The organism is Priestia sp. GS2 (assembly GCF_036409025.1).
In the GTDB taxonomy this organism is placed as follows: Bacteria; Bacillota; Bacilli; order Bacillales; family Bacillaceae_H; genus Priestia; species Priestia aryabhattai_A.
In genome coordinates this window covers 215,189-235,614 of sequence record NZ_JAZGJX010000002.1, presented here as the reverse complement: position 1 = coordinate 235,614, position 20,426 = coordinate 215,189, and the positions used below count along the sequence as shown (strand labels likewise).

Sequence of the window (20,426 nt, the reverse complement as noted above, 5' to 3'; positions counted from 1 at the left end):
GATGAACTTTGAAACGATTATCGGTCTTGAAGTACACGTTGAGCTTAAGACACAATCTAAAATTTTCTCAGCAAGTCCAAACGCGTTCGGAGCAGCGCCAAATGCGAACACAAGCGTTATCGACTTGGGATATCCTGGCGTACTGCCAGTTCTAAATAAAGAAGCGGTTAACTTCGCGATGAAAGCAGCTCTTGCATTAAACTGTGAAATCGCAACAGATACAAAGTTTGACCGTAAAAACTATTTCTATCCGGATAACCCAAAAGCTTATCAAATCTCTCAATTTGATAAACCAATTGGTGAAAACGGTTGGATTGAAGTTGAAGTAAACGGTGAAACAAAGCGTATTCGTATTAACCGACTTCACTTAGAAGAAGATGCGGGTAAATTAACGCATACAGGTGATGGTTACTCTCTAGTAGACTTTAACCGTCAAGGTACGCCTTTAATTGAAATCGTATCAGAAGCAGATATGCGTTCTCCGGAAGAAGCTTACGCATATTTAGAAAAATTAAAATCTATCATCCAATACACAGGCGTATCTGATTGTAAGATGGAGGAAGGTTCACTTCGTTGTGATGCCAATATTTCTCTACGTCCAGTTGGACAAGAGAAGTTCGGTACAAAAACAGAGCTAAAGAACTTAAACTCTTTCAACTTCGTACGTCGTGGTCTGGAGCATGAAGAAAAGCGCCAAGAGAAAGTATTACTAGCTGGTGGAATCATTGAGCAAGAAACACGTCGCTTTGATGAATCAACAGGTGAAACACTCTTAATGCGTGTAAAAGAAGGATCGGATGATTATCGTTACTTCCCAGAGCCAGATCTTGTAGCACTTCATATTGATGATGAGTGGAAAGAGCGCATCCGTGCGTCAATTCCAGAGCTTCCAGATGCTCGTAAGAAACGTTATGTTGAAGAGCTTGGGTTACCGGCTTATGATGCAATGGTATTAACGCTAACAAAAGAAATGTCTGACTTCTTTGAAGCAACGATTGAAGCTGGTGGAGACGCAAAATTATCTTCTAACTGGTTAATGGGTGAAGTATCAGCATACTTAAACTCAAACCAAAAAGAGTTAGCCGACGTGGCATTAACTCCAGAAGGCTTAGCTGGCATGATTAAATTAATTCAAGAAGGCACAATTTCATCTAAAATTGCGAAAAAAGTCTTCAAAGAGTTAATTGAAAATGGTGGAAGCGCAGAAAAAATCGTAAAAGAAAAAGGCCTTGTGCAAATTTCTGACGATGCAACGCTACGCAAGTTCGTAACGGATGCGTTAGATGCAAATCCTCAATCAATTGAAGATTTCAAAAACGGTAAAGATCGTGCAATTGGATTCTTAGTAGGGCAAATTATGAAAGCGTCAAAAGGTCAAGCCAACCCTCCAATGGTTAACAAAATTTTATTAGAAGAAATTAAAAAGCGCTAATTAGCGTAAGGTAATTTCTTTACATCATGTGATGATTGCCCCCTCGTAAAATTGTAGCTGCTATTTTAAGAGGGGGTCTTATTTTGGAATAGAGATTATGCATATGTATATAATGTAGATATTGAATTGGTTTGGATTTTGATAAATTATCATTATTAGGATGATGAAAATGAAAAGAGCGAGAATCATTTATAACCCGACATCGGGGCGTGAAATTTTTAAAAAGAATTTACCAGAGGTACTTCAAAAGCTAGAGCAAGCTGGTTATGAGACGTCTTGTCATGCGACTACCTGTGCTGGTGATGCGACAGAAGCTGCCAAAGTAGCAGTGGAGCGCAAATTTGATATCGTCATTGCTGCTGGCGGTGATGGAACGATTAATGAAGTTATAAACGGCATTGCTGGACAAGACTATCGTCCGCAGCTAGGGATTATTCCAGTAGGAACAACCAATGACTTTGCTCGTGCAATTAACGTTCCTCGTACGATTGAAGGAGCGGTTGATGTTATCATTAACGGTGTACCAAAAGCGATAGATCTAGGTGCAGTTACCAATGAAGGGGAAACGCATCACTTTGTGAATATTGCAGGTGGTGGCCGCTTAACAGAGTTGACGTACGAAGTGCCTAGTAAATTAAAAACTATGCTGGGTCAGCTAGCTTACTACTTAAAAGGAATGGAAATGCTGCCTTCAATTAAGCCAACCACGGTGGAAATTGAGTATGATGGTAAGTTTTTTAGCGGAGATATTATGATGTTTTTAGTATCTTTAACAAATTCTGTTGGAGGCTTTGAGAAGCTAGCGCCAGATTCCTCTTTAGATGATGGGATGTTTGATTTAATTATCTTGAAAAAAGCTAACTTAGCTGAGTTTATTCGTATTGCAACATTAGCGCTACGCGGAGAGCACATCAATGACCCTCACATTATTTATACAAAAGCAAATCGCGTTAAGATTCATACAAGCGATAAGATGCAGCTGAATCTTGATGGAGAATACGGTGGATTATTGCCTGGGGAATTTGTCAATTTATATCGACATGTAGAAGTTTTTGTCCCAAAAGAGACAGCAAAATTAATGGAGAAAAATGAGATCGCCTAACTGCGATCTTTTTTCATGTGACCGACTTTTGTGTAAAGAGAATCGATGTGGTACAATCAGTTCAGCATTTTTAAATACAAAGGATGTACGATAAATGGAAAAGTTAACACCACCAGTTGAAAAAAATGATTATATAGATGTTACGTTTGAAGATTTAACACATGATGGTTCAGGCGTAGCCAAAGTAAACGGCTTTCCAATCTTTGTTCAGAACGCATTGCCTGGCGAAAGCGGCCAAGTAAAAGTAATAAAAGTAAAAAAAGGCTATGCGTTTGGAAAACTTATGAATCACAGTACGGTGAGCGAAGCGCGCGTAGAACCTCCCTGTCCTGTGTATAAGCAGTGCGGCGGCTGTCAGCTGCAGCACGTAAGTTACGAAGGTCAGCTGTCGTTCAAGCAAAAGCAGGTTCAAGGGGTAATGGAAAGAATTGGTCAACTGCCAAACGTTCCGGTGCTACCAACAATAGGTATGACAGATCCTTGGCGCTACCGTAACAAAGCTCAGGTTCCTGTTGCAAGTAGAGAAGGTGGCTTAGTGGCTGGCTTCTATCAGCAGCGCAGCCATGACATCATTGATATGGACATGTGCCTAATTCAACAGCAAGAAAACGATGACGTTGTTCAAGTTGTTAAAAGCATTCTTGAAAAGTACAATGTTCCCGCTTATCATGAACAAAAGCACAAAGGAACGATTCGCCATATCATGGCTCGCTACGGCTTAACGACGGGAGAAATTATGGTTGTGCTTGTTACTCGCACAAGCGAGCTTCCAAACAAAAAGCACATCATTGAAGAAATTGTTAAAGCCGTACCAAACGTGAAATCAATTGTTCAAAACGTCAATACAAAGCGCACAAACGTTATTTTGGGTGATCAAACCAACGTACTTTGGGGTGAAGAGTATATCTATGACTATATCGGCGACGTTAAGTTTGCTATTTCAGCCAAGTCATTTTATCAGGTAAACCCAGAGCAAACGAAAGTACTTTATGACAAAGCGCTTGAGTATGCAGATTTAACAGGAGAAGAAACGGTCATTGACGCATATTGCGGAATTGGGACAATCTCTCTGTTTTTAGCGCAAAAAGCCAAGAAGGTATACGGAGTAGAAATTGTTCCTGAAGCGATTGAAGACGCTAAGCGCAACGCTAAGCTGAATAATATAGATAACGCTGAGTTTGAAGTAGGAGAGGCTGAAGTTGTCATTCCTAACTGGTACAAGCAAGGTATTAAAGCGGATGTCATCGTCGTTGATCCGCCAAGAAAAGGCTGTGACGAAGCATTATTAAAAACGATTCTTAAAATGAAGCCAAAGAAAGTCGTCTACGTATCATGTGGCCCGGCAACGCTGGCGCGTGATCTCAAGATTCTTGAAGAAGGCGGCTATCAAACGGTGGAAGTGCAGCCCGTTGATATGTTTCCGCATACGACGCATGTGGAATCAGTGGCAAAGCTTATTTTAAAAGAAGACAACTAACCTTATAAGGTTAGTTGTCTTTTTTATTAAAAAGGATAGTGCCTTCACTTGGGACTAATGCCTTCCCAAAAAAGGTCTACTAACGACTGAGCAGTTTTTTCGGGCCCTCCGAGTTCATTGATCAATTCTTTTTTATTTCGAATCATAGTGACTGTTGAAAATGCATGGGCAAGGAGAAGGGGATTACTCTGAACGATATCACCGTCTTCCATCGCTTGTTTGAAAATATCTTCCAGTGCTTGATGCACTTCTTTCTCTGCTCCACGAATTTTTTTTATATGATCTTTTGTAAGTGAAGAAGTAGCCTCGTTTAATAGTGTTTCAAAGTCGATATGCGGTGTTTGAAGATGATTTAACGTGACTTCATACAATCGAGTTTTTAATCCTTTTGAACTTTGTAACAGTCGCTCTGTTTGGATTGTAATACGCTCAAACATACTAGATACGGATACCGTAAATAAATTTGCTTTATTTTTAAAGTAATAGTACACGCTTGCTTTTGTTACGTCACTTGCTTCTGCGACTTGTTCCATTGAGACACTTTCATATCCATATGTCATAAAGAGATGAGCTGAAGTTTTCAAGATTTGCTCCCTCGTTACATTCTTTTCAATTGTTATTTTCGGTCTTCCAGGCTTTTTCTTCGGTATGTTATCACTCATAGGGAGCCTCCTAGTTCAAAAAATAGACATATTAATTTAGTTGATTAATTAACCTTTTGGTATATATAATTATTTAAAGGATCTAATATTAGTTTAATGGATTTAAGTAAATCAAACAAATTTAATTACAAGGAAAAGAGGGTTTATAGATGAAGAAAAAAATAGGCTACCTTTTGGCTAGTATTGTCGTTCTACTAGTATTGGGGTTTCTAGGATTTTTTATATGGTCACAGCAAACATATGAACCATCTGAAAAGCTTTATACACTCATAGATAAAAAAGAAATTAAGCAAGAAGAAGATTGGGTTATCTTTAATCCTAAAGAGAATAACCAAATTGGGATCGTGTTGTATCCAGGTGCAAAAGTAGAACCTGAAGCTTACAGTTACTACGGTAAACAATTAGCAGACGAAGGTTATCTGGTTGCAATACCCAATGTAAACTTTAACTTTGCCTTGTTTGACTCAAATAAAGCGCAAGAGGTAATAGATAGTTATTCATCAGTAAACAAGTGGATCGTAGGTGGCCATTCTTTAGGAGGAGTTACTGCTTCTAAATTTGCCTACGCTCATTCAAAGGAAGTAGACGGTTTAATTCTGCTAGGTTCTTATCCTGATGAAGCATCTGATTTCTCAAACACGAACCTTCCTATTTTGTCTATATACGGTGAAAAAGACGGCTTATCTACAAAAGATAAGATTCAAGACACGGAGCAACTTCTTTCGAAGAATGCAACAATGCATGAGATAAAAGGTGGAAATCATGCTCAATTTGGAATGTATGGACCGCAAAAAGGAGATATGAAAGCATCTATCCCCGTTAAAAATCAGCAGGATGAAATGGCACAGACTACACTAACATGGATAAAAGAAAACAAATACTAAGCATTTCTTTGGAGAGTGAGTCGTATGAATTCAATTGATATGATCATTAAAGCATTAAAAAAGCAAAATATTCGGGTTGAAAAAGTACGAGTAAAAAAGGATGACCGTGCCGAATGGTCACTTTCACAGGCATTAGAAAAGCCAAATGTCGTAATCAAACAGAATTAAAAGAAGTGATTAAACATAATTTTATTGAGCTATTTTGATTAATAACGATAGCAACCTATGTTTGAAAAGGTTGTTTTTATAAAAAGGAGTAAAAATGATTGATACCATTCTCTATCTACTATTTACTATTTTCTACGTAGCATTGTTTCTATTCAGTATCAAATTAATTAAGAAGAGAGCATTATCGGTTTATATGCTTTCTTTTCCTTTAGTAATCATAGGTTTGATCTATGATAATTTAATTATCTTTATAGGTTCATTTATTGGCGAGGGGAATATACTCTTTGCTCTTAGCTTGCTCCGCTTCTGGTTCCATGCTTTGTTTACGCCAACACTTATTTTGTTTGGGTATGGGGTCGCAAAACATGCCAATATTAGCTGGGCTAACAAGCCAATTGTGAAGGTGTTTTTTCTAATAAGCACAGCAATCCTTATTAGTTATGAAGTAGTAAAGACAATTAGTCATGATATGGCAGCTATAAGTGAGTATGGCATTACTCGCTATGGAATTGTAGGAACATCTGGTCCACCTATTATGGTGATAGTTGTAGCGCTTATCTTACTCTTTATCGGTATCTTAATCTTCAAGCACATGAATTGGAGCATCATGATGATTGGCGTAGCAGTGATGATTGTAGGAAGCGCAATTCCTTTTTCTCTTCCAAGTACAGCTGTGATAAACCTGTTTGAAGTTATATTTATGTTATCCTTAGCTTTGACTCATCGTCACTTAGTAAAGATGTATCAGTATAGATATGTTTCTCAGACTGGCTAAACTAGCGTTCAAAGTACACAAAAAGCTCAAATCCAAACGGAATTGAGCTTTTTTTATCTTCTCAAAACTGCTTTCTACGTAAAAAGATGGTAAATTGTTTAATCATTTAAATATAATAAAACTATACGAGCTGTTCGCTGGCAGTCTATTAACTAAGTGTGGGGTGATGTATGGGTAACTACAGAGGATACATAAAAAAATATTATAAGCCTTTTAGCATTGCACTTTTGTTCCTAATGCTAGAAGCGATTTGTGACTTGATGCAACCAACGATTATGGCAAAAATTATTGATGTTGGAATAGCCAATCGGGATTTAGACTATGTGCTTCGGATGGGAGCGGTGATGCTTGGCGTGACGCTGCTTGGAGGAGTAGCAGCTTCGACACGTAGCATTTTAGCAAGCATCACGTCTCAAAATTTTGGGGCTGAGCTGCGCCTTGATTTGTTTAGAAGAATTCAAACTCTTTCTTTTAAACGAATCAATAACTATGACCGAGCGTCGTTAATTACGAGACTAACAAATGACGTGACGCAGGTGCAGCTGTTTGTGAACGGTTTGATGAGAATTTATATTAAAGCGCCTTTACTAGCAATTGGCGGCCTCATTATGGCAACCACGTTAAATATTCATTTATCTGTGGTACTTATGGTTGTCGTACCGATAATTGTGGTTCTGCTTATTACGAATATTAAACTCAGCATTCCGCGCTTTGCAAAGCTTCAGAATGCACTCGACCGAGTCAATGGATCGATGCGAGACTATTTATCAGGTGTTCGCGTAGTAAAAGCATTCAATCGCTTCAATTATGAAACAGCAAAATTTAGCAGGTTTAACGATGAGCTTCAGGATAAATCGGTTGCGGCCACAAGAGTCATTGCTATTTTTAGTCCAATTATTATGCTTGTGATGAACGTAGGAATTGTGGCCGTCCTTTGGATTGGGGGTCATGGAGTAGAAAGCGGTACAATTCAAGTGGGACACGTCGTGGCGTTTACGAACTATATGACGCAAATTCTCTTTTCACTTATGATGATTTCTATGGTATTTAATATGTTTGTCCGAGCGAGAACGTCAGCTGGCCGCATTGGTGAAGTGCTAGGCGAAAAAAACGATATGACGTGGACAGAGGAACAGTTTGTTTCTAATCAAGGCGGAAAAATCGATTTTGAAAACGTGTCTTTTTCATATAATGAAACATCGCAAGAACCGGTCTTAAAAAACGTTACGTTTACGTGTATGCCTGGAGAAACTCTTGGTATTATCGGAAAAACGGGTGCGGGAAAAAGCAGTCTTGTGAGTTTAATTCCACGCTTATATGATGCAACGAGCGGAACAATTAAACTAAACGATAGCGACATTCGGGAGATTGAGCCAAAAGCTATACGTGAAAGAATTGCGATTGTTGCTCAAAAAGCGATGTTATTCACGGGGACGATTGGTGATAATATCCGCTGGGGACGAGAAGATGTGTCTGAAGAAGAAGTACAGCTAGCAGCTGAAATGGCTGATGCAAATGGATTTATTCAAAGGTCAAAAGCGGGGTATGAAACGGAAATTGGACAGGGTGGAGTTAACTTATCGGGCGGCCAGAAACAGCGAGTTTCGATTGCTCGAGCGCTAATTAAACAGCCTGAAATCTTAATCTTAGATGATAGCACCAGCGCGGTGGATATGGCGACTGAAGCAAAGATTAAACAATCGCTGGAGAGATATGCTAATAACATCACGTGCATTCTCGTTTCACAGCGAATCTCAACGGTAGCAGATGCAGACCGAATTCTTGTAGTTGATAACGGTGAGATTGTTGGAAACGGCAAGCATGAGGAGCTATTACAAACGTGTCAAGCTTATAAAGAAATCTACGAATCACAGTTTGAAAAGGAGGTGCGTTAACTTGGCGCAAAGAACCAATCAAGAAGTGAAAAAGGATAGCGCACCTCTTATGCCTGGCCGCCAGGGTGGCGGAGGAGCGGCTCGCTTTCAACGGCCAGTGATAAAACCGAAAGATTTTAAAGGAACGATGAAGAGGCTCTGGTCTTATTTTGGAGAAGATAAAGGGCTTTTGGCGACTGTTTTTCTGTTGACGATGATGGACTCCATCATCGTGCTGTTCGTTCCATTTTTAATTGGGAAAGCGGTAGATACGATGGCGCTGACGAAATCTGTTTCGTTTAGCGTGCTCAATACCGTGATAGTGACGCTTTTGGTTGCGTACGTCACAAGCTCTTTATTAAATTTTTCACAGGGCTGGATGATGGCCGGAATTATTGGACGAATGGTTAAAAGATTAAGACAGCATTTGTTTGGTAAGCTGCAAAATCTACCTGTGGCCTTTTTTGACTCACGCACACATGGAGAAATGATGAGCCGATTAACAAACGATATTGATAACGTCAGCACGTCAATTTCTCAGTCTATTACGCAGCTCATGTCTGGTGTAATTATTTTAATAGGGTCATTAGTGATGATGCTAGTCTTAAGTCCGTTACTTACGCTAGCAAGTCTTATTACTATTCCTTTAATGTTTCTTTTAACAAAGTCGATTGCTAGAAAAACAAAAGTGTTATTTAAAGAGCAACAAAAAGAGCTAGGCATGCTTAATGGGCATGTTGAAGAGATGATCACTGGTTTGGAGGTTGTTAAAGCCTATAATTATGAAGAAAAGTCCATTCACCGCTTTGAAGAAGTGAATACGAGACTGCGAGAAGTTGGTATAAAGGCACAAATATGGTCAGGATTTTTAATGCCGATGATGAACGTAATTAATAATTTTGGCTTTATGGTTATTGCCGTTGTGGGGGGATATTTAGCTATTAATGAGCTCATTACAGTAGGCTTAATTGCAAGTTTTATCACCTACTCGCGCCAATTTGTACGTCCGTTAAATGATCTTGCGAATATCTTTAATACTCTCCAGTCTGGCGTGGCCGGTGCTGAACGAGTATTTGACGTGTTAGATAGTAAAGAAGAAGATGCAGACCCTAAGAATGCCATTGATTTAACAAACCCAAAAGGGATTGTGGAATTTAAAAATGTGAGCTTTGGTTACAGCGATGATGCATTTATTTTAAAAAATATTAGCTTTAGGGCAGAAGCAGGCAGTAGCACGGCTTTAGTTGGAACAACTGGAGCTGGAAAAACAACTATTATTAATTTACTCACAAGGTTCTATGAGATTTCTGAAGGGCAAATTTTAATTGATGGAATCGATATTCGGAACTACACGAGAGAAAGTCTGAGAAAATGCTTTGGTATCGTGCTTCAAGATACATATTTATTTTCAGGAACCATTATGGACAACATTCGATACGGAAATCTAGAAGCAAGTGAACAAGAAGTAAAAGAAGCGGCTAAAGTAGCGAATGCAGATTACTTCATTAATCAACTGCCAAAAGGGTATGAGACTAAGCTAGCGGAAAACGGTGATAATCTGAGCCAAGGTCAAAAGCAGCTGCTTGCTATATCGAGAGTGCTGCTTTCAAATCCATCAATGCTTATTCTGGACGAAGCAACCAGTAATATTGATACGCGAACCGAATTGTACATTCAGGAGGCACTACGCACCATCTTACAAGGGAAAACGAGCTTTATTATCGCCCATAGATTAAACACTATTCGTCATGCAGATACAATTATGTTTATTGAAGATGGCAACATTAAAGAAAAAGGTAATCATGATGAATTGATGGATAAAAAAGGAGCGTATTACAGCATGATTCATCAGCAATTTGTCACCCCAATGAATTTACCTTATTCAAATTCTTAATGCTTTTTAACATTACATTCTCTAAAATAAAGAAAAAGGTAGAGAAAGCGAGTAGAAGATGAGAATTCAAAAGTATATTAGCGAAACAGGTTTTTGTTCGAGAAGGCAAACAAATCGCTTAATCATAGAAGGTAGAGTAACGGTTAACGGAACCGTGAGCGATAAGAATACAATGGTAGCAGAGCATGACGAAGTTTTAATTGATGGAAGAGCTATTCCGTGTAAGGAACACTCTGTTTATTTAGCGCTTCATAAACCGGTGGGTATTACCTGTACAGCAGCTAAAGAAGTAGAGGGAAATATCATTGATTTTGTAAATTATCCAACGCGAATCTTTCCTGTCGGCCGCCTGGATAAAGCTTCCGAAGGTCTTATTTTAATGACAAATGACGGTGATATTTTCAACAAGATTCTTCGATCAGAGCATGGTCATGAAAAAGAGTATGTTGTTACAGTGGATAAGGTAATTACAGAGCAGTTCGTGTTACAAATGGAAAGCGGTGTTGAGGTTTTAAATACCATAACTAAGCCGTGCAAGGTCGAAAAAATAAGTGACAATGTGTTTAAAATTATTTTAACTCAAGGACTTAATCGGCAGATTAGAAGAATGTGTAAAGCATTAGGTTACCGAGTTGAGCGTCTGCAGCGGGTTCGTATTATGAATATTCACCTAGGAAATTTAGAAGCGGGGGTTTGGAGAGAGCTGTCCCAGCAAGAATTAAATGAACTATTGAAAGAGCTTCAATGACTTATTGAAGCTCTTTCCTTTTAAACGTGGTATTCTAGAAGTAAGTTATTATTTGAAAGAAGGAATAAAAAATGTATTTAACAATAACAGAAGCAGCTGAATATTTATCCTTACCTGAGCAATATATTGAAAGTCTTATTCAGCAGGGGAAGATTCGTACTGTTTTTGACGGTGAACAATACGTAATAAACAAAGAACAATTTAATACGCATTTTGAACAGCTTGAAAAATATAAAAAGCAGATGGAAGAATATTTAAGTGAGCCTATTCCAGAAGACATGGATGTAAAAGACGAAGATTAATTCTTACTTTTTTAGAGGTCATTAAGTCCGTTTCAGCTACTAAAAAGAAGCATTTTAGTACTGATATGCGCAAAAAATGTCGAAAAAAGAAAAAAAATGACTGAAAATGTAGTTTTTAAGGGTTTATTTTTTGTATAATAAAGGAAGAAGTTGAAAAAGGAGAATTATATTGGAACAAGCAAAACAATCAAAAATAATTATCTTTATTGCGGTGCTGTTCTTTTTCATTCTTTTTGCTGTTATTATGCTAAAAGCACAAGGGATTTTACATAATCAAGGTGCAGAACCAGCTGAAAAAAAACATGTGGCGATTTTAACTAGTGATGCTATTATAGATCAGAGCTGGGGAAGTTTAGCCTATAAAGGGAAAGTGAAAATTGAGAATGAATTCCCCGTCATTGCAAATGTTTACAGTCAGCTTGATAGTAAACAAAAGATAGAAAATGCTGTCCAGGCTGCAGTTGAAGAAAAAGCCGAAGTCATTATTGGTCATGGAAGAGAGTTCTCTCCTTTTTTTAATAAATTAGCAACCTCTTATCCACATGTTCACTTCGTTACAATACACGGTACCGCTGAACATTCCAACCAAACAGTCTATACGTTTGATCAATATCAAACTGAATATGAAGCAGGAGTTGCGGCTAGTTTTAAAACAAGTAGTAACAAGGTAGGCCTTATCGATGCATTTGAAGCTCGTGAGAAAAACAAAGGCTTTGAAAATGGATTGATGACGGTGGATGAGGATATTGAATTCTTTTACCGAGTGGTAAATAGCCGAGATGATAGTAAAAAGGCTGTTGAGTTAATGAATGAATTAGTAGACCAAGGAGTCGACGTCATTTATGCTAAAGGAAATTCATATAATCGAGATATTATTAGTACAGCTAAAGAAAAAGGAATTTATGTCATAGGTTATCTTGATGATCAATCGTATATGGGGGAGAATCAAGTACTAACAAGCGTTATTAATGATGTACCAGAGTCTTATAGCTCCATTATGAAGGATTATTTTAGCGAAAGCGGTTTACCATCAGGCATGGTCGTATTAGATGAGAATGATGGTGTGTACCGACTTGCTCCTTTTGGTCCTATGTACACAGAAAAAGAGAAGAGAGCAATCGAGAATAGCATAGAAGAATAGTAGCAGGAAGCTAGCAATATAGAAAGTATACAAAGAAAGAGATGATTATGAAGAATGTGATAAGTAAGCTTTCGTTTCGGAGTAAAATCCTGAGTTCACTCTTGGTTATTGCCTTGTTGTTGAGCAGCCTGTCGTTTATTTTTGTATATTCAATCGATGATTTGAGTCATGTTAGCCAAAGATTAAAAAATGAAGAAATTCCAGAGTTAGTTTGGCTTTCTCATTGGGATGAAGAGCTTCATGTTAAGCAATATATTGTTTCAAACAATCTAGAAAGAGATAATTGCTGTACAAGCGTAGTAACAGAATATAAGCAATATGGTAATCACGCAATAAGCAAAGTAGAAAATGATAAATTGGCTTTTCCAGCATCGCTCCAACAATTGAAAGAGCAAATTGAACTGCTCGATTTTCAAATGAATAATAATGTTGCAGGGTTAATTGATTACGGAGATCAAGAAGCAGTTGCTACTTATCTTGAAGAGGTTTATTTGCCTCAGCTATATAAAGTACAAGGCGAGATTCATGATCAAAAGAAAGATGTATCAAATTCCTTAGGTGAACTGTCTAGTGATTTGCCGCTTATTATTCGGAATGCACTAATTGGATTATTAATTTCAATGGTTGTCATTGTATTCTTGTCAATTTTTATTTCCTACCGTATGAGCAGAATGTTGACCAAACCTGTGGAAAGCATGACTGCACGAGTCAATCGGATTGCTGATGGTGAATACGGATTACGACTAGAAGAAGAGCAGCAAGTCGAGTTTCTTAGACTAAGCAAATCAATCAACAAGATGTCTCAAAATCTTTCTGAGTCTTTTCATAAGATAACGTCAGAGAAGACATACCGTGAGCAAATATTAAACTCATTGCCTGTGGGTATTATTACAGTTGATCATTACAATAATCATCTTTTCTTAAATGGAGCAGTAAAAAAGATGTTAATGATTAGCTTAAGCGATGTTCAGCATGCTTTACATTATGAAGGAAACGAGAACGAAGCATTTTGGCGTATTTTACGTGAGAAAAAAGTAAAAAGACATCAAAAAGTAACGTACCAGCTAAACCAAGAAGAACGCTGCCTGCTGGTTTCTCAATCACAGCTAGTGAATGATGAAAACAATGTGGTCGGTCGGATTTTTCACTTCATTGATATCACTGATACGCAGCAGTTAGAACGTCGAATGCATCAATCAGAGAAACTAGCATTAGTAGGAGAATTAGCTGCAGGAGCAGCTCATGAAATTCGTAATCCACTAGCGGTTATTCATGGCTTTTTATCACTTATGAACCACGGGCTTTCTATAGAGGATCGAAAATCGTTTCAGGTTGAGCTATTGCTTAAAGAGCTTGAGCGAATCAATTCAATTGTAGAAGAAATGCTGATGCTTGCAAAACCAGGAGCACCCGTTATGAAAGCAAAGAGAATTGATTATGTATTAGAAGAGATTATTTCGTTTATTACCGCTAATAATCAATCCTTTATGATTCAAGTACAGATGGAAAAAGCAATGGTTTGGATTGATGATAAACAAATAAAGCAAGTGGTTCATAATTTGCTACGAAATAGCTTAGAAGCTATGAACGGGGCCGGTAGGATGGAAATCACCGGAATGGTGAAGAGAAATCAATACTGCATTTATCTAAAAGATAGTGGCACGGGCATCCCAGAAGAGGTTCAAAAGAATATCTTTCATCCGTTTAATACATCGAAGGAAAACGGCACGGGATTAGGTTTGACCATTGTAAAGACAATTCTTCAAAATCACGGTGGAGATATTGAATTAGTGGAAACATCTGAAAAAGGAACAACGTTTATGCTGACGTTGCCAATAAATTAAAAGACTGCCTGATGTTCAGGCAGTCTTTTAATTTATTGTTCGGTTAAAATAACCGGCCCCTCTTTCGTAATTGCAATGGTATGCTCGTACTGCGCAGATAGTTTTCCATCTGTTGTACGCGCTGTCCATCCGTTTTTATCCATTTTGGATTGCCAAGTTCCTACGTTTACCATTGGTTCAATTGTAATAACCATTCCTTCTTTTAAACGAGGTCCTTTCCCAGGTTTGCCATAGTGAAAAATGGTTGGTTCCTCATGCATTGTGTTACCAATGCCGTGTCCAGTAAAGTCACGAACAACGGAAAAGCCTTCTCCTTCCACATAAGATTGGATAGCATACCCAATATCACCTGTGCGATTTCCTACCTGTGCTTGCTCTATACCTTTATATAATGCGTTGTACGTTACATCCATCAAGCGCTTTGCTTCATCAGAGATTTCCCCCACCTTATGAGTCCATGCTGAATCGGCTAAAGCACCATTTAAGTTAACCACCATATCGATAGTCACAATATCTCCATTTTTTAGAGGTTGCTTCGTTGGAAAGCCGTGACAAATCTCATCGTTCAACGATGCACATGTGGCGAACTGGTATCCTTTATATCCCTTTTGCTCTGGCGTAGCACCGTGTTTTTCTAAAAAGCTTTCAACAAATTGATCAATTTGATGCGTTGTAATACCTGGTTTAATCATTTGTTCAATCTCTTTATGACATTGAGCTAATAACTTACCTGCTTCATGCATTAAGTTGATTTCGCGTTCACTTTTTAATGAAATCAAGTAAACTCCTCCTTTTGAGTGTATATTCTCTATATCTAAAATGGATTTAAAAATCCAAACTAAGTTTAATCCAAATTTTATGATAACGCTCCCTAAACTAAAAAAGCAAGAAACCCGCTTGATTTCATGTTTGTAAAAAGACCATTCAGGGGAGAGTAAAAATGAGACTTGCGCTATAGTTATGATATAGTTAAAAGATAGAATCAATAATTTAGGAGGGTATGCAGCGATGACTCGAGGAAAAACGTTTATCGGTTACGTTGGAACGTATACAAAAGGTTCAAGTGAAGGAGTTTACACATTTACATTTGATGCAGAGAAAAAGGAATTAAGGGATGTACGAGCAGTAGCTAAAATTGATAACCCTACATATGTGAATATTAGCAAGAACAATGAATACTTATATGCTGTTGTAAAAGAGGGAGATAAAGGAGGCGTAGCTTCTTACAAAATCAATCCTGAAAACGGCGATTTAACATTTATTAATAACCAAATGCTTGAAGGACCTTCACCGTGTTATGTGGCAGTTAACGATAACAATGACCAGGTGTTAACTGCTAATTACCATCGAGGAAGTATTGAATCATACGTAACTTCTTCTCAAAGCGGAGAAGTGTGGCCAGCTGCTTCAGTTATGCAACATGAAGGAGAAGGCCCGAACAAAGATCGTCAAGAAAAACCACACGCTCACTATTCAGATTTTACGCCAGACGGTAAGTACGCTGTAGCGGTGGATCTTGGCACAGATGAAATCATCACGTATGCTGTTGGAAAAGAAGGGAAATTAACAAAAGCTCAAACGTTTAACACATCACCTGGCGCTGGACCAAGACATTTAACGTTCCATCCAAATGGCAAGTATGCGTATGTGATGACAGAGCTAAGCAATGAAGTGTTAGTGTTAGAATATAACGCTCAAGATGGGAGCTTTACACAACTACAAGCAATTGCAACTTTACCAGCAGATTTTACTGAAAATAGCCAAGGAAGTGCGGTTCATATCTCATCAGATGGCCGTTTCGTCTATGCTGGAAACCGTGGGCATAATACTATTGCAACGTTTGCTGTTAGTAACGACGGCCATGAACTTACGTTTGTTGAGTGGACGGATACAAAAGGAGACTGGCCACGTGATTTCGTATTAGATCCAACGGAAAAATTTATTGTGGCATCTAATCAAGAGACTGGAAACTTAGTGTTGTTTGAACGAAATGAAGAAACTGGCAAGTTAACGTTCGTAGACTCAATTGTTGATGTACCATACGCGGTTTGCGTAAAGTTTTTAAATGTATAAATTAACTTGTTGTTTGAAAAACCTATCTGCTTAAGCAGATAGGTTTTTTTGTTTATCAACAGGAAACGTAGAGGATAGTAAAGAACATGGAGAGTATAACGTTAGAGAGAGGGTGAAATGATTAATGTTTAACAGCAAATATCCATTAATTCAAGCACCGATGGCAGGAGGAATATCTACACCTAAGCTGGCTGCTGCTGTTTGCAAAGCTGGAGGAGTGGGCTTTCTTGCCGGAGGTTATAAAACAACATCTGCTTTAAAAGAAGAAATAGAACAGCTGCAAAAGCAACAACCCGGTGTATTTGGCGTTAATTTATTTGTACCAGAAGAAGAAGGAAACTATGACCTCAAACAGTATGAAGAGCGTATAAAAAGTACGGCAGTTACGTTGCAGGAAGAAATAGGTGTTCCAAGATACCATGACGATGAATGGAAGGATAAACTTATGCTCTTAGCAAATCATCCTGTTCCATTAGTTAGTTTTACGTTTGGCTGTCCAGAAAAAAATGTTATTCGAACATTGCAGAAGAAAGGAACCGTCGTTATCGTAACGATAACAACACCAAAAGAAGCCAAGCTGGCAGCTGAAGCAGGGGCGGATGCACTTTGCTTGCAGGGGATTGAAGCGGGTGGCCATCGCGGAAGCTTTAACAATCAAAAAGGCAAAGAAGAAGACTATGGAATTTTAGAGCTCATAGATCTTGTAAAAAAGCAGTCTAGCTTGCCGCTTATTGCTGCCGGTGGAATTATGGACAAAGATGGTGTAGAGGTAGTATTGAATGCTGGGGCTAGTGCCGTTCAAATAGGAACAGCTTTTCTTTGTTGTAAGGAAAGTGGGGCGAACTCTACCTATAAGAAAGCATTATTAAATAAAACGTACAAAGAGACGGCCATTACCCGAGCTTTTACAGGCAGGCGTGCTAGAGGTTTGGCAAATACATTTTTGCTTTCCCATACTGACTCCGCTCCAGCAGCCTATCCGCACGTTCACTATATGACCCAGCCGCTTCGGAAAAAGGCTGCTAAGCAAGGGGAGGCAAATTATCTTTCCCTTTGGGCGGGTATTGGTCACAATAAAGTAAAAGAGTGCTCAGCCCAAGAGATCGTACGGTCCTTAATGATGTAAAAAACAGAGGCTTAATCAGCCTCTGTTTTTACGATTGGACAAAATGCTTATGCTTTTCATGATGAAAGTTTCCACCTAAATCTTCTACTTTCTCTTTTGTTTCTTGTAAAATTGCTCTTGCTTCTACTTTCTGTTCATCTGTTAATCCTTGTAATAGATGCCCTTCACGTTCTGGGAAAGTGATTCCAAGCTCTTTAAGCTTTTCAATACCTTCTTTTTTCGTAATAGAACCTTCTTTAATTTGATTCATAATCTTTTTCGCTTGCTCTTTTTGCTCTTCAGTTAAATTAGAAAGCGGGTGTTTATGCATTTTTTTAGGTAGGTTAATACCTTGCTCTTTTAACTTAGTATAGGCTTCTTCTTTTGTTAAAGAACCATCTTTTACTTGTTCCATAATGTTGTGAAACTGTTCTTTTTGCTCTTTCGTTAAGTTGTGGAAAGGGTGATCTTTTTTCTCGGGAAATACCACACCGAGCTTTTCTAATTTTGTTTTTGCCTCGTTCATAACTACATCCACTTTTTCTTGCGTTTGGGCATCTAGCTGAACGTCTTCTTTGTAGTGATTTGTTCGCTGAACGATTGTATTTTCGCCCACATTGTCTTTTGTTGCCGCAAACACAGGTGTGTTTACCGCTGCTACTGCGCCGAGAGTTAAACTGCTGGCCAACACATAGCCGAGCCACTTCTTGTTCATTTTTTTCACTCCTTTTTATGTTAAGTTCCCCGATGAAGGAACAACATATGAGAAGTATGTTGTTCACATTTGATAATGTAACCAGCAATAGTGAAAAAATGGTGAAAGTAGCAAAAAGATTTAAAAAAGATGAGAGGAGCATATTTCCAAGAGTGAATTTCTTTTCATTCGTTGCTGAGTATACTATGCTTATTCTTAATTTATTACATGTATAGGCAAGGAGCATAAATAAAAACATGAATGCGGTAGAGACAATTCTTAAGTTGCTATTAATCGGCATTATTGCGTATGGATTAATCTTTTTTGTTCAAAAAAATTGGCCTATTTCTCCTTTTGGTCCCAGTTTAAGTGAGTTTAAAGACGCAACAGACCTTCATCCCGATGTAGCTGAAAAAAGAGATCAGCTTATCGAAAAAGCAAAAGCACAGGGAATAGATGTTGTCATTACGGATGGCTTTCGCTCATTTGAAGAACAAGACGAACTTTATGCCCGTGGCCGAACGACCGAAGGGCAGATTGTCACGTACTCAAAAGGTGGCGAATCTTATCATAACTACGGTTTAGCGATTGATTTTGCGTTGCGAGTCGATAATGGCGATATTATTTGGGACATGGAGTACGACGGCAATGGTAATGGTAAATCTGACTGGATGGAAGTAGCTGAAATTGGTAAAAAACTTGGCTTTGAGTGGGGAGGAGACTGGCAAGGATTTAAGGATTATCCTCATTTTCAATTAAGGCCTGAAGATATAAAATAACGCGCTTAGAATAAAGCTAAGCGCGCTTCTATATAAAAGAGGGATTAATCGTCCCACTCAACCTTTAATACTTTTCCGTTAATAGCGTCAATATCAACATTGACTTCACGGTTATCCTCAGTGTGAATTTCAATCTCATAGCGCAGCTGGTGATCGTCGCGGTCTAACTCTGTTTCAACAATGGTTCCAGCTTGCTCTTTTAGTGCTACTTTTGTTGCTTCCTCTAATGAGAACTTAGCTTCTTCAATGCTTATCTCGCCATCACGGTCATCGTCATCATCGCTATCTAAGCGTTCTTGATCAAACTCTACTACTTTTCCAGAGTTAAAATCAACGTCTACATCGTATTCCCACTCACCATTTATAATTTCAAATTCATATTTTTTCGTTCTATCATCTGTATCTACGCTCATCTTTGTAATGTTACCACCATTTGTTTGTTCTAGCGCAATTTCTTTTGCTTGCTCTTCTGAAATCGTTGTTGAGTTGGCCGATACGGATTGTAAAGGCTGTTTATCTGTCATAGCGTAAGCACCAGCGCCTAATCCACCTAAAACTAAAGTTCCCGTTAATAACGTTGCCGCAAGTTTCATAATCAATAACCTCCTTGTTTTGTTTACATCCTTATCTTATCCAGCGAAGATTAAAGGAAAAGGAGAGAAAGATTAGAATTTGATGAGAAATCGGATAGTTTTTGAGGAAATGCTCTCATAATTCATAGAAAAAAGCTTATCCGTGCTACAGAACTAGCAGGATAAGCCTTTAATCATCGTCTGTCTCAAACTGAATTGATACGATTTCACCAGAATAGGCATCGATAAGTACAGTTGCTTCTTCACTTGGGCTTTGATCAATTTCTACTTCATATAAAAGCTCATCGTCATCATCTTCTAGCTCCACCGATGAAATGGTGCCCTTTACTTTTTCTAGCGCAATTTTTTTGGCTCCTTCTTTGCTGATAAGAGTGGTTAACTGTTCATTTTCCTGAGCAGTAGAGACGTTTGCGATTGAACCATCTGAACGATTGACTTTCACAATATGAGTGCCGCCATTATTCTTAATTGTTATATCATAGTGGTCATTGCTTTCTTTTACGTTTTCCACAGTACCTTGTACACGTTCCGCTGCTTTCTTTTTTGCTTGCTCCTGAGTGAGCTGTGCACGAGGTTTCTCTTCGTTCGTTGATTCACTGACTTTTGAAAAGTCGATAATGTCACCAGAAGCTCTATCAACCATGATTTCATACGTATTGTTTTGATTGGTAAGCTGTACGTGAAACTGATTGTCTACTTTTTGTATTCGATCAATCTGACCTTCGTATTTTTGCTTAACGAGGCTTTGTACGTCGCTTTCTGATAAAGAAGAAGCACTGGTATTGTTTAAAGCTGTTACCCAGTACCAAATTCCGATGGCCACAGCAAGCGCGATTAAAACCATAATCAGTGTTCGTTTCATAGTATCACCTCCAGCTG

20 protein-coding genes are annotated in these 20,426 nt (G+C 38.4%); 15 read left to right on the top strand and 5 right to left on the bottom strand.

The window, feature by feature from the left end; translation table 11 throughout:
• The first annotated feature begins 1 nt into the window (after nucleotide 1).
• From gatB to rlmD, 3 genes are all read left to right on the top strand, one after another.
• On the top strand, nucleotides 2–1,432 hold the full coding sequence (gatB, locus tag V2145_RS20435; RefSeq protein ID WP_094911262.1) for an Asp-tRNA(Asn)/Glu-tRNA(Gln) amidotransferase subunit GatB: 1,431 nt from the start codon (nucleotides 2–4) through the stop codon (nucleotides 1,430–1,432).
• A 169-nt stretch (nucleotides 1,433–1,601) separates the two neighbouring features.
• Nucleotides 1,602–2,534, top strand: a complete 933-nt coding sequence (locus tag V2145_RS20430) for a diacylglycerol kinase (RefSeq protein WP_094911263.1) — start codon at nucleotides 1,602–1,604, stop codon at nucleotides 2,532–2,534.
• 94 nt (nucleotides 2,535–2,628) lie between these two features.
• Nucleotides 2,629–4,011, top strand: coding sequence for a 23S rRNA (uracil(1939)-C(5))-methyltransferase RlmD (gene rlmD, locus V2145_RS20425; RefSeq protein ID WP_330988192.1), 1,383 nt, complete (start codon nucleotides 2,629–2,631; stop codon nucleotides 4,009–4,011).
• 44 nt (nucleotides 4,012–4,055) lie between these two features.
• Here the strand turns inward: rlmD and V2145_RS20420 are convergent, their stop codons facing one another.
• The gene (locus tag V2145_RS20420) at nucleotides 4,056–4,673 is read right to left on the bottom strand and encodes a TetR/AcrR family transcriptional regulator (protein ID WP_094911265.1); all 618 of its coding nucleotides are present in this window, start codon (nucleotides 4,671–4,673) and stop codon (nucleotides 4,056–4,058) included.
• A gap of 149 nt (nucleotides 4,674–4,822) precedes the next feature.
• Here V2145_RS20420 and V2145_RS20415 point away from each other — a divergent pair, with 149 nt between their 5' ends.
• From V2145_RS20415 to V2145_RS20375, 9 genes are all read left to right on the top strand, one after another.
• Nucleotides 4,823–5,557, top strand: a complete 735-nt coding sequence (locus V2145_RS20415; protein WP_094911266.1) for an alpha/beta fold hydrolase — start codon at nucleotides 4,823–4,825, stop codon at nucleotides 5,555–5,557.
• A 24-nt stretch (nucleotides 5,558–5,581) separates the two neighbouring features.
• Nucleotides 5,582–5,725: a hypothetical protein gene (locus V2145_RS20410; protein WP_179289233.1), complete on the top strand. Its 144-nt coding sequence runs from the start codon at nucleotides 5,582–5,584 to the stop codon at nucleotides 5,723–5,725.
• 94 nt (nucleotides 5,726–5,819) lie between these two features.
• Nucleotides 5,820–6,500: a hypothetical protein gene (locus V2145_RS20405; protein WP_094911267.1), complete on the top strand. Its 681-nt coding sequence runs from the start codon at nucleotides 5,820–5,822 to the stop codon at nucleotides 6,498–6,500.
• Nucleotides 6,501–6,670: 170 nt separating this feature from the next.
• Nucleotides 6,671–8,395, top strand: coding sequence for an ABC transporter ATP-binding protein (locus V2145_RS20400; RefSeq protein ID WP_330988191.1), 1,725 nt, complete (start codon nucleotides 6,671–6,673; stop codon nucleotides 8,393–8,395).
• Between the two features lie 49 nt (nucleotides 8,396–8,444).
• Nucleotides 8,445–10,268, top strand: a complete 1,824-nt coding sequence (locus tag V2145_RS20395) for an ABC transporter ATP-binding protein (RefSeq protein ID WP_330988196.1) — start codon at nucleotides 8,445–8,447, stop codon at nucleotides 10,266–10,268.
• Nucleotides 10,269–10,326: 58 nt separating this feature from the next.
• The gene (locus tag V2145_RS20390) at nucleotides 10,327–11,016 is read left to right on the top strand and encodes a pseudouridine synthase (RefSeq protein WP_210611283.1); all 690 of its coding nucleotides are present in this window, start codon (nucleotides 10,327–10,329) and stop codon (nucleotides 11,014–11,016) included.
• Nucleotides 11,017–11,087: 71 nt separating this feature from the next.
• Nucleotides 11,088–11,318: an excisionase family DNA-binding protein gene (locus V2145_RS20385; RefSeq protein ID WP_094911274.1), complete on the top strand. Its 231-nt coding sequence runs from the start codon at nucleotides 11,088–11,090 to the stop codon at nucleotides 11,316–11,318.
• A gap of 169 nt (nucleotides 11,319–11,487) precedes the next feature.
• Nucleotides 11,488–12,459: a BMP family ABC transporter substrate-binding protein gene (locus V2145_RS20380; RefSeq protein ID WP_311859765.1), complete on the top strand. Its 972-nt coding sequence runs from the start codon at nucleotides 11,488–11,490 to the stop codon at nucleotides 12,457–12,459.
• A 47-nt stretch (nucleotides 12,460–12,506) separates the two neighbouring features.
• On the top strand, nucleotides 12,507–14,303 hold the full coding sequence (locus V2145_RS20375; RefSeq protein ID WP_311859764.1) for a sensor histidine kinase: 1,797 nt from the start codon (nucleotides 12,507–12,509) through the stop codon (nucleotides 14,301–14,303).
• Between the two features lie 32 nt (nucleotides 14,304–14,335).
• On the opposite strand, the gene map is transcribed toward V2145_RS20375, so the two are convergent.
• Entirely contained in the window at nucleotides 14,336–15,082 is a 747-nt protein-coding gene (map, locus tag V2145_RS20370; RefSeq protein ID WP_311859762.1) for a type I methionyl aminopeptidase, read from the bottom strand.
• Between the two features lie 229 nt (nucleotides 15,083–15,311).
• Here map and V2145_RS20365 point away from each other — a divergent pair, with 229 nt between their 5' ends.
• Together V2145_RS20365 and V2145_RS20360 are read left to right on the top strand one after the other, a co-directional pair.
• Entirely contained in the window at nucleotides 15,312–16,376 is a 1,065-nt protein-coding gene (locus tag V2145_RS20365; protein WP_311859761.1) for a lactonase family protein, read from the top strand.
• A gap of 124 nt (nucleotides 16,377–16,500) precedes the next feature.
• The gene (locus tag V2145_RS20360; RefSeq protein ID WP_311859759.1) at nucleotides 16,501–17,502 is read left to right on the top strand and encodes an NAD(P)H-dependent flavin oxidoreductase; all 1,002 of its coding nucleotides are present in this window, start codon (nucleotides 16,501–16,503) and stop codon (nucleotides 17,500–17,502) included.
• A gap of 28 nt (nucleotides 17,503–17,530) precedes the next feature.
• Here V2145_RS20360 and V2145_RS20355 read toward each other — a convergent pair whose 3' ends face one another.
• Nucleotides 17,531–18,196: a hypothetical protein gene (locus tag V2145_RS20355; protein WP_210611277.1), complete on the bottom strand. Its 666-nt coding sequence runs from the start codon at nucleotides 18,194–18,196 to the stop codon at nucleotides 17,531–17,533.
• Between the two features lie 236 nt (nucleotides 18,197–18,432).
• Between V2145_RS20355 and V2145_RS20350 the strand changes: the two genes are divergently transcribed.
• Entirely contained in the window at nucleotides 18,433–18,954 is a 522-nt protein-coding gene (locus tag V2145_RS20350) for a M15 family metallopeptidase (RefSeq protein WP_094911281.1), read from the top strand.
• 44 nt (nucleotides 18,955–18,998) lie between these two features.
• Here the strand turns inward: V2145_RS20350 and V2145_RS20345 are convergent, their stop codons facing one another.
• Entirely contained in the window at nucleotides 18,999–19,547 is a 549-nt protein-coding gene (locus V2145_RS20345; protein ID WP_330988190.1) for a PepSY domain-containing protein, read from the bottom strand.
• A 169-nt stretch (nucleotides 19,548–19,716) separates the two neighbouring features.
• Nucleotides 19,717–20,409 (bottom strand): PepSY domain-containing protein, encoded by a 693-nt coding sequence (locus V2145_RS20340; RefSeq protein WP_311859754.1) that lies wholly within the window; start codon nucleotides 20,407–20,409, stop codon nucleotides 19,717–19,719.
• Between the last annotated feature and the right edge of the window lie 17 nt (nucleotides 20,410–20,426).

Excerpts from the sequence above, each read along its gene's own strand:
- gatB (WP_094911262.1), top strand. The coding sequence starts at position 2 with ATGAACTTTGAAACGATTATCGGTCTTGAAGTACACGTTGAGCTTAAG.
- V2145_RS20430 (WP_094911263.1), top strand. The coding sequence starts at position 1,602 with ATGAAAAGAGCGAGAATCATTTATAACCCGACATCGGGGCGTGAAATT.
- rlmD (WP_330988192.1), top strand. The coding sequence starts at position 2,629 with ATGGAAAAGTTAACACCACCAGTTGAAAAAAATGATTATATAGATGTT.
- V2145_RS20420 (WP_094911265.1), bottom strand. The coding sequence starts at position 4,673 with ATGAGTGATAACATACCGAAGAAAAAGCCTGGAAGACCGAAAATAACA.
- V2145_RS20415 (WP_094911266.1), top strand. The coding sequence starts at position 4,823 with ATGAAGAAAAAAATAGGCTACCTTTTGGCTAGTATTGTCGTTCTACTA.
- V2145_RS20410 (WP_179289233.1), top strand. The coding sequence starts at position 5,582 with ATGAATTCAATTGATATGATCATTAAAGCATTAAAAAAGCAAAATATT.
- V2145_RS20405 (WP_094911267.1), top strand. The coding sequence starts at position 5,820 with ATGATTGATACCATTCTCTATCTACTATTTACTATTTTCTACGTAGCA.
- V2145_RS20400 (WP_330988191.1), top strand. The coding sequence starts at position 6,671 with ATGGGTAACTACAGAGGATACATAAAAAAATATTATAAGCCTTTTAGC.
- V2145_RS20395 (WP_330988196.1), top strand. The coding sequence starts at position 8,445 with ATGCCTGGCCGCCAGGGTGGCGGAGGAGCGGCTCGCTTTCAACGGCCA.
- V2145_RS20390 (WP_210611283.1), top strand. The coding sequence starts at position 10,327 with ATGAGAATTCAAAAGTATATTAGCGAAACAGGTTTTTGTTCGAGAAGG.
- V2145_RS20385 (WP_094911274.1), top strand. The coding sequence starts at position 11,088 with ATGTATTTAACAATAACAGAAGCAGCTGAATATTTATCCTTACCTGAG.
- V2145_RS20375 (WP_311859764.1), top strand. The coding sequence starts at position 12,507 with ATGAAGAATGTGATAAGTAAGCTTTCGTTTCGGAGTAAAATCCTGAGT.
- V2145_RS20365 (WP_311859761.1), top strand. The coding sequence starts at position 15,312 with ATGACTCGAGGAAAAACGTTTATCGGTTACGTTGGAACGTATACAAAA.
- V2145_RS20360 (WP_311859759.1), top strand. The coding sequence starts at position 16,501 with ATGTTTAACAGCAAATATCCATTAATTCAAGCACCGATGGCAGGAGGA.
- V2145_RS20355 (WP_210611277.1), bottom strand. The coding sequence starts at position 18,196 with ATGAACAAGAAGTGGCTCGGCTATGTGTTGGCCAGCAGTTTAACTCTC.
- V2145_RS20350 (WP_094911281.1), top strand. The coding sequence starts at position 18,433 with ATGAATGCGGTAGAGACAATTCTTAAGTTGCTATTAATCGGCATTATT.
- V2145_RS20345 (WP_330988190.1), bottom strand. The coding sequence starts at position 19,547 with ATGAAACTTGCGGCAACGTTATTAACGGGAACTTTAGTTTTAGGTGGA.
- V2145_RS20340 (WP_311859754.1), bottom strand. The coding sequence starts at position 20,409 with ATGAAACGAACACTGATTATGGTTTTAATCGCGCTTGCTGTGGCCATC.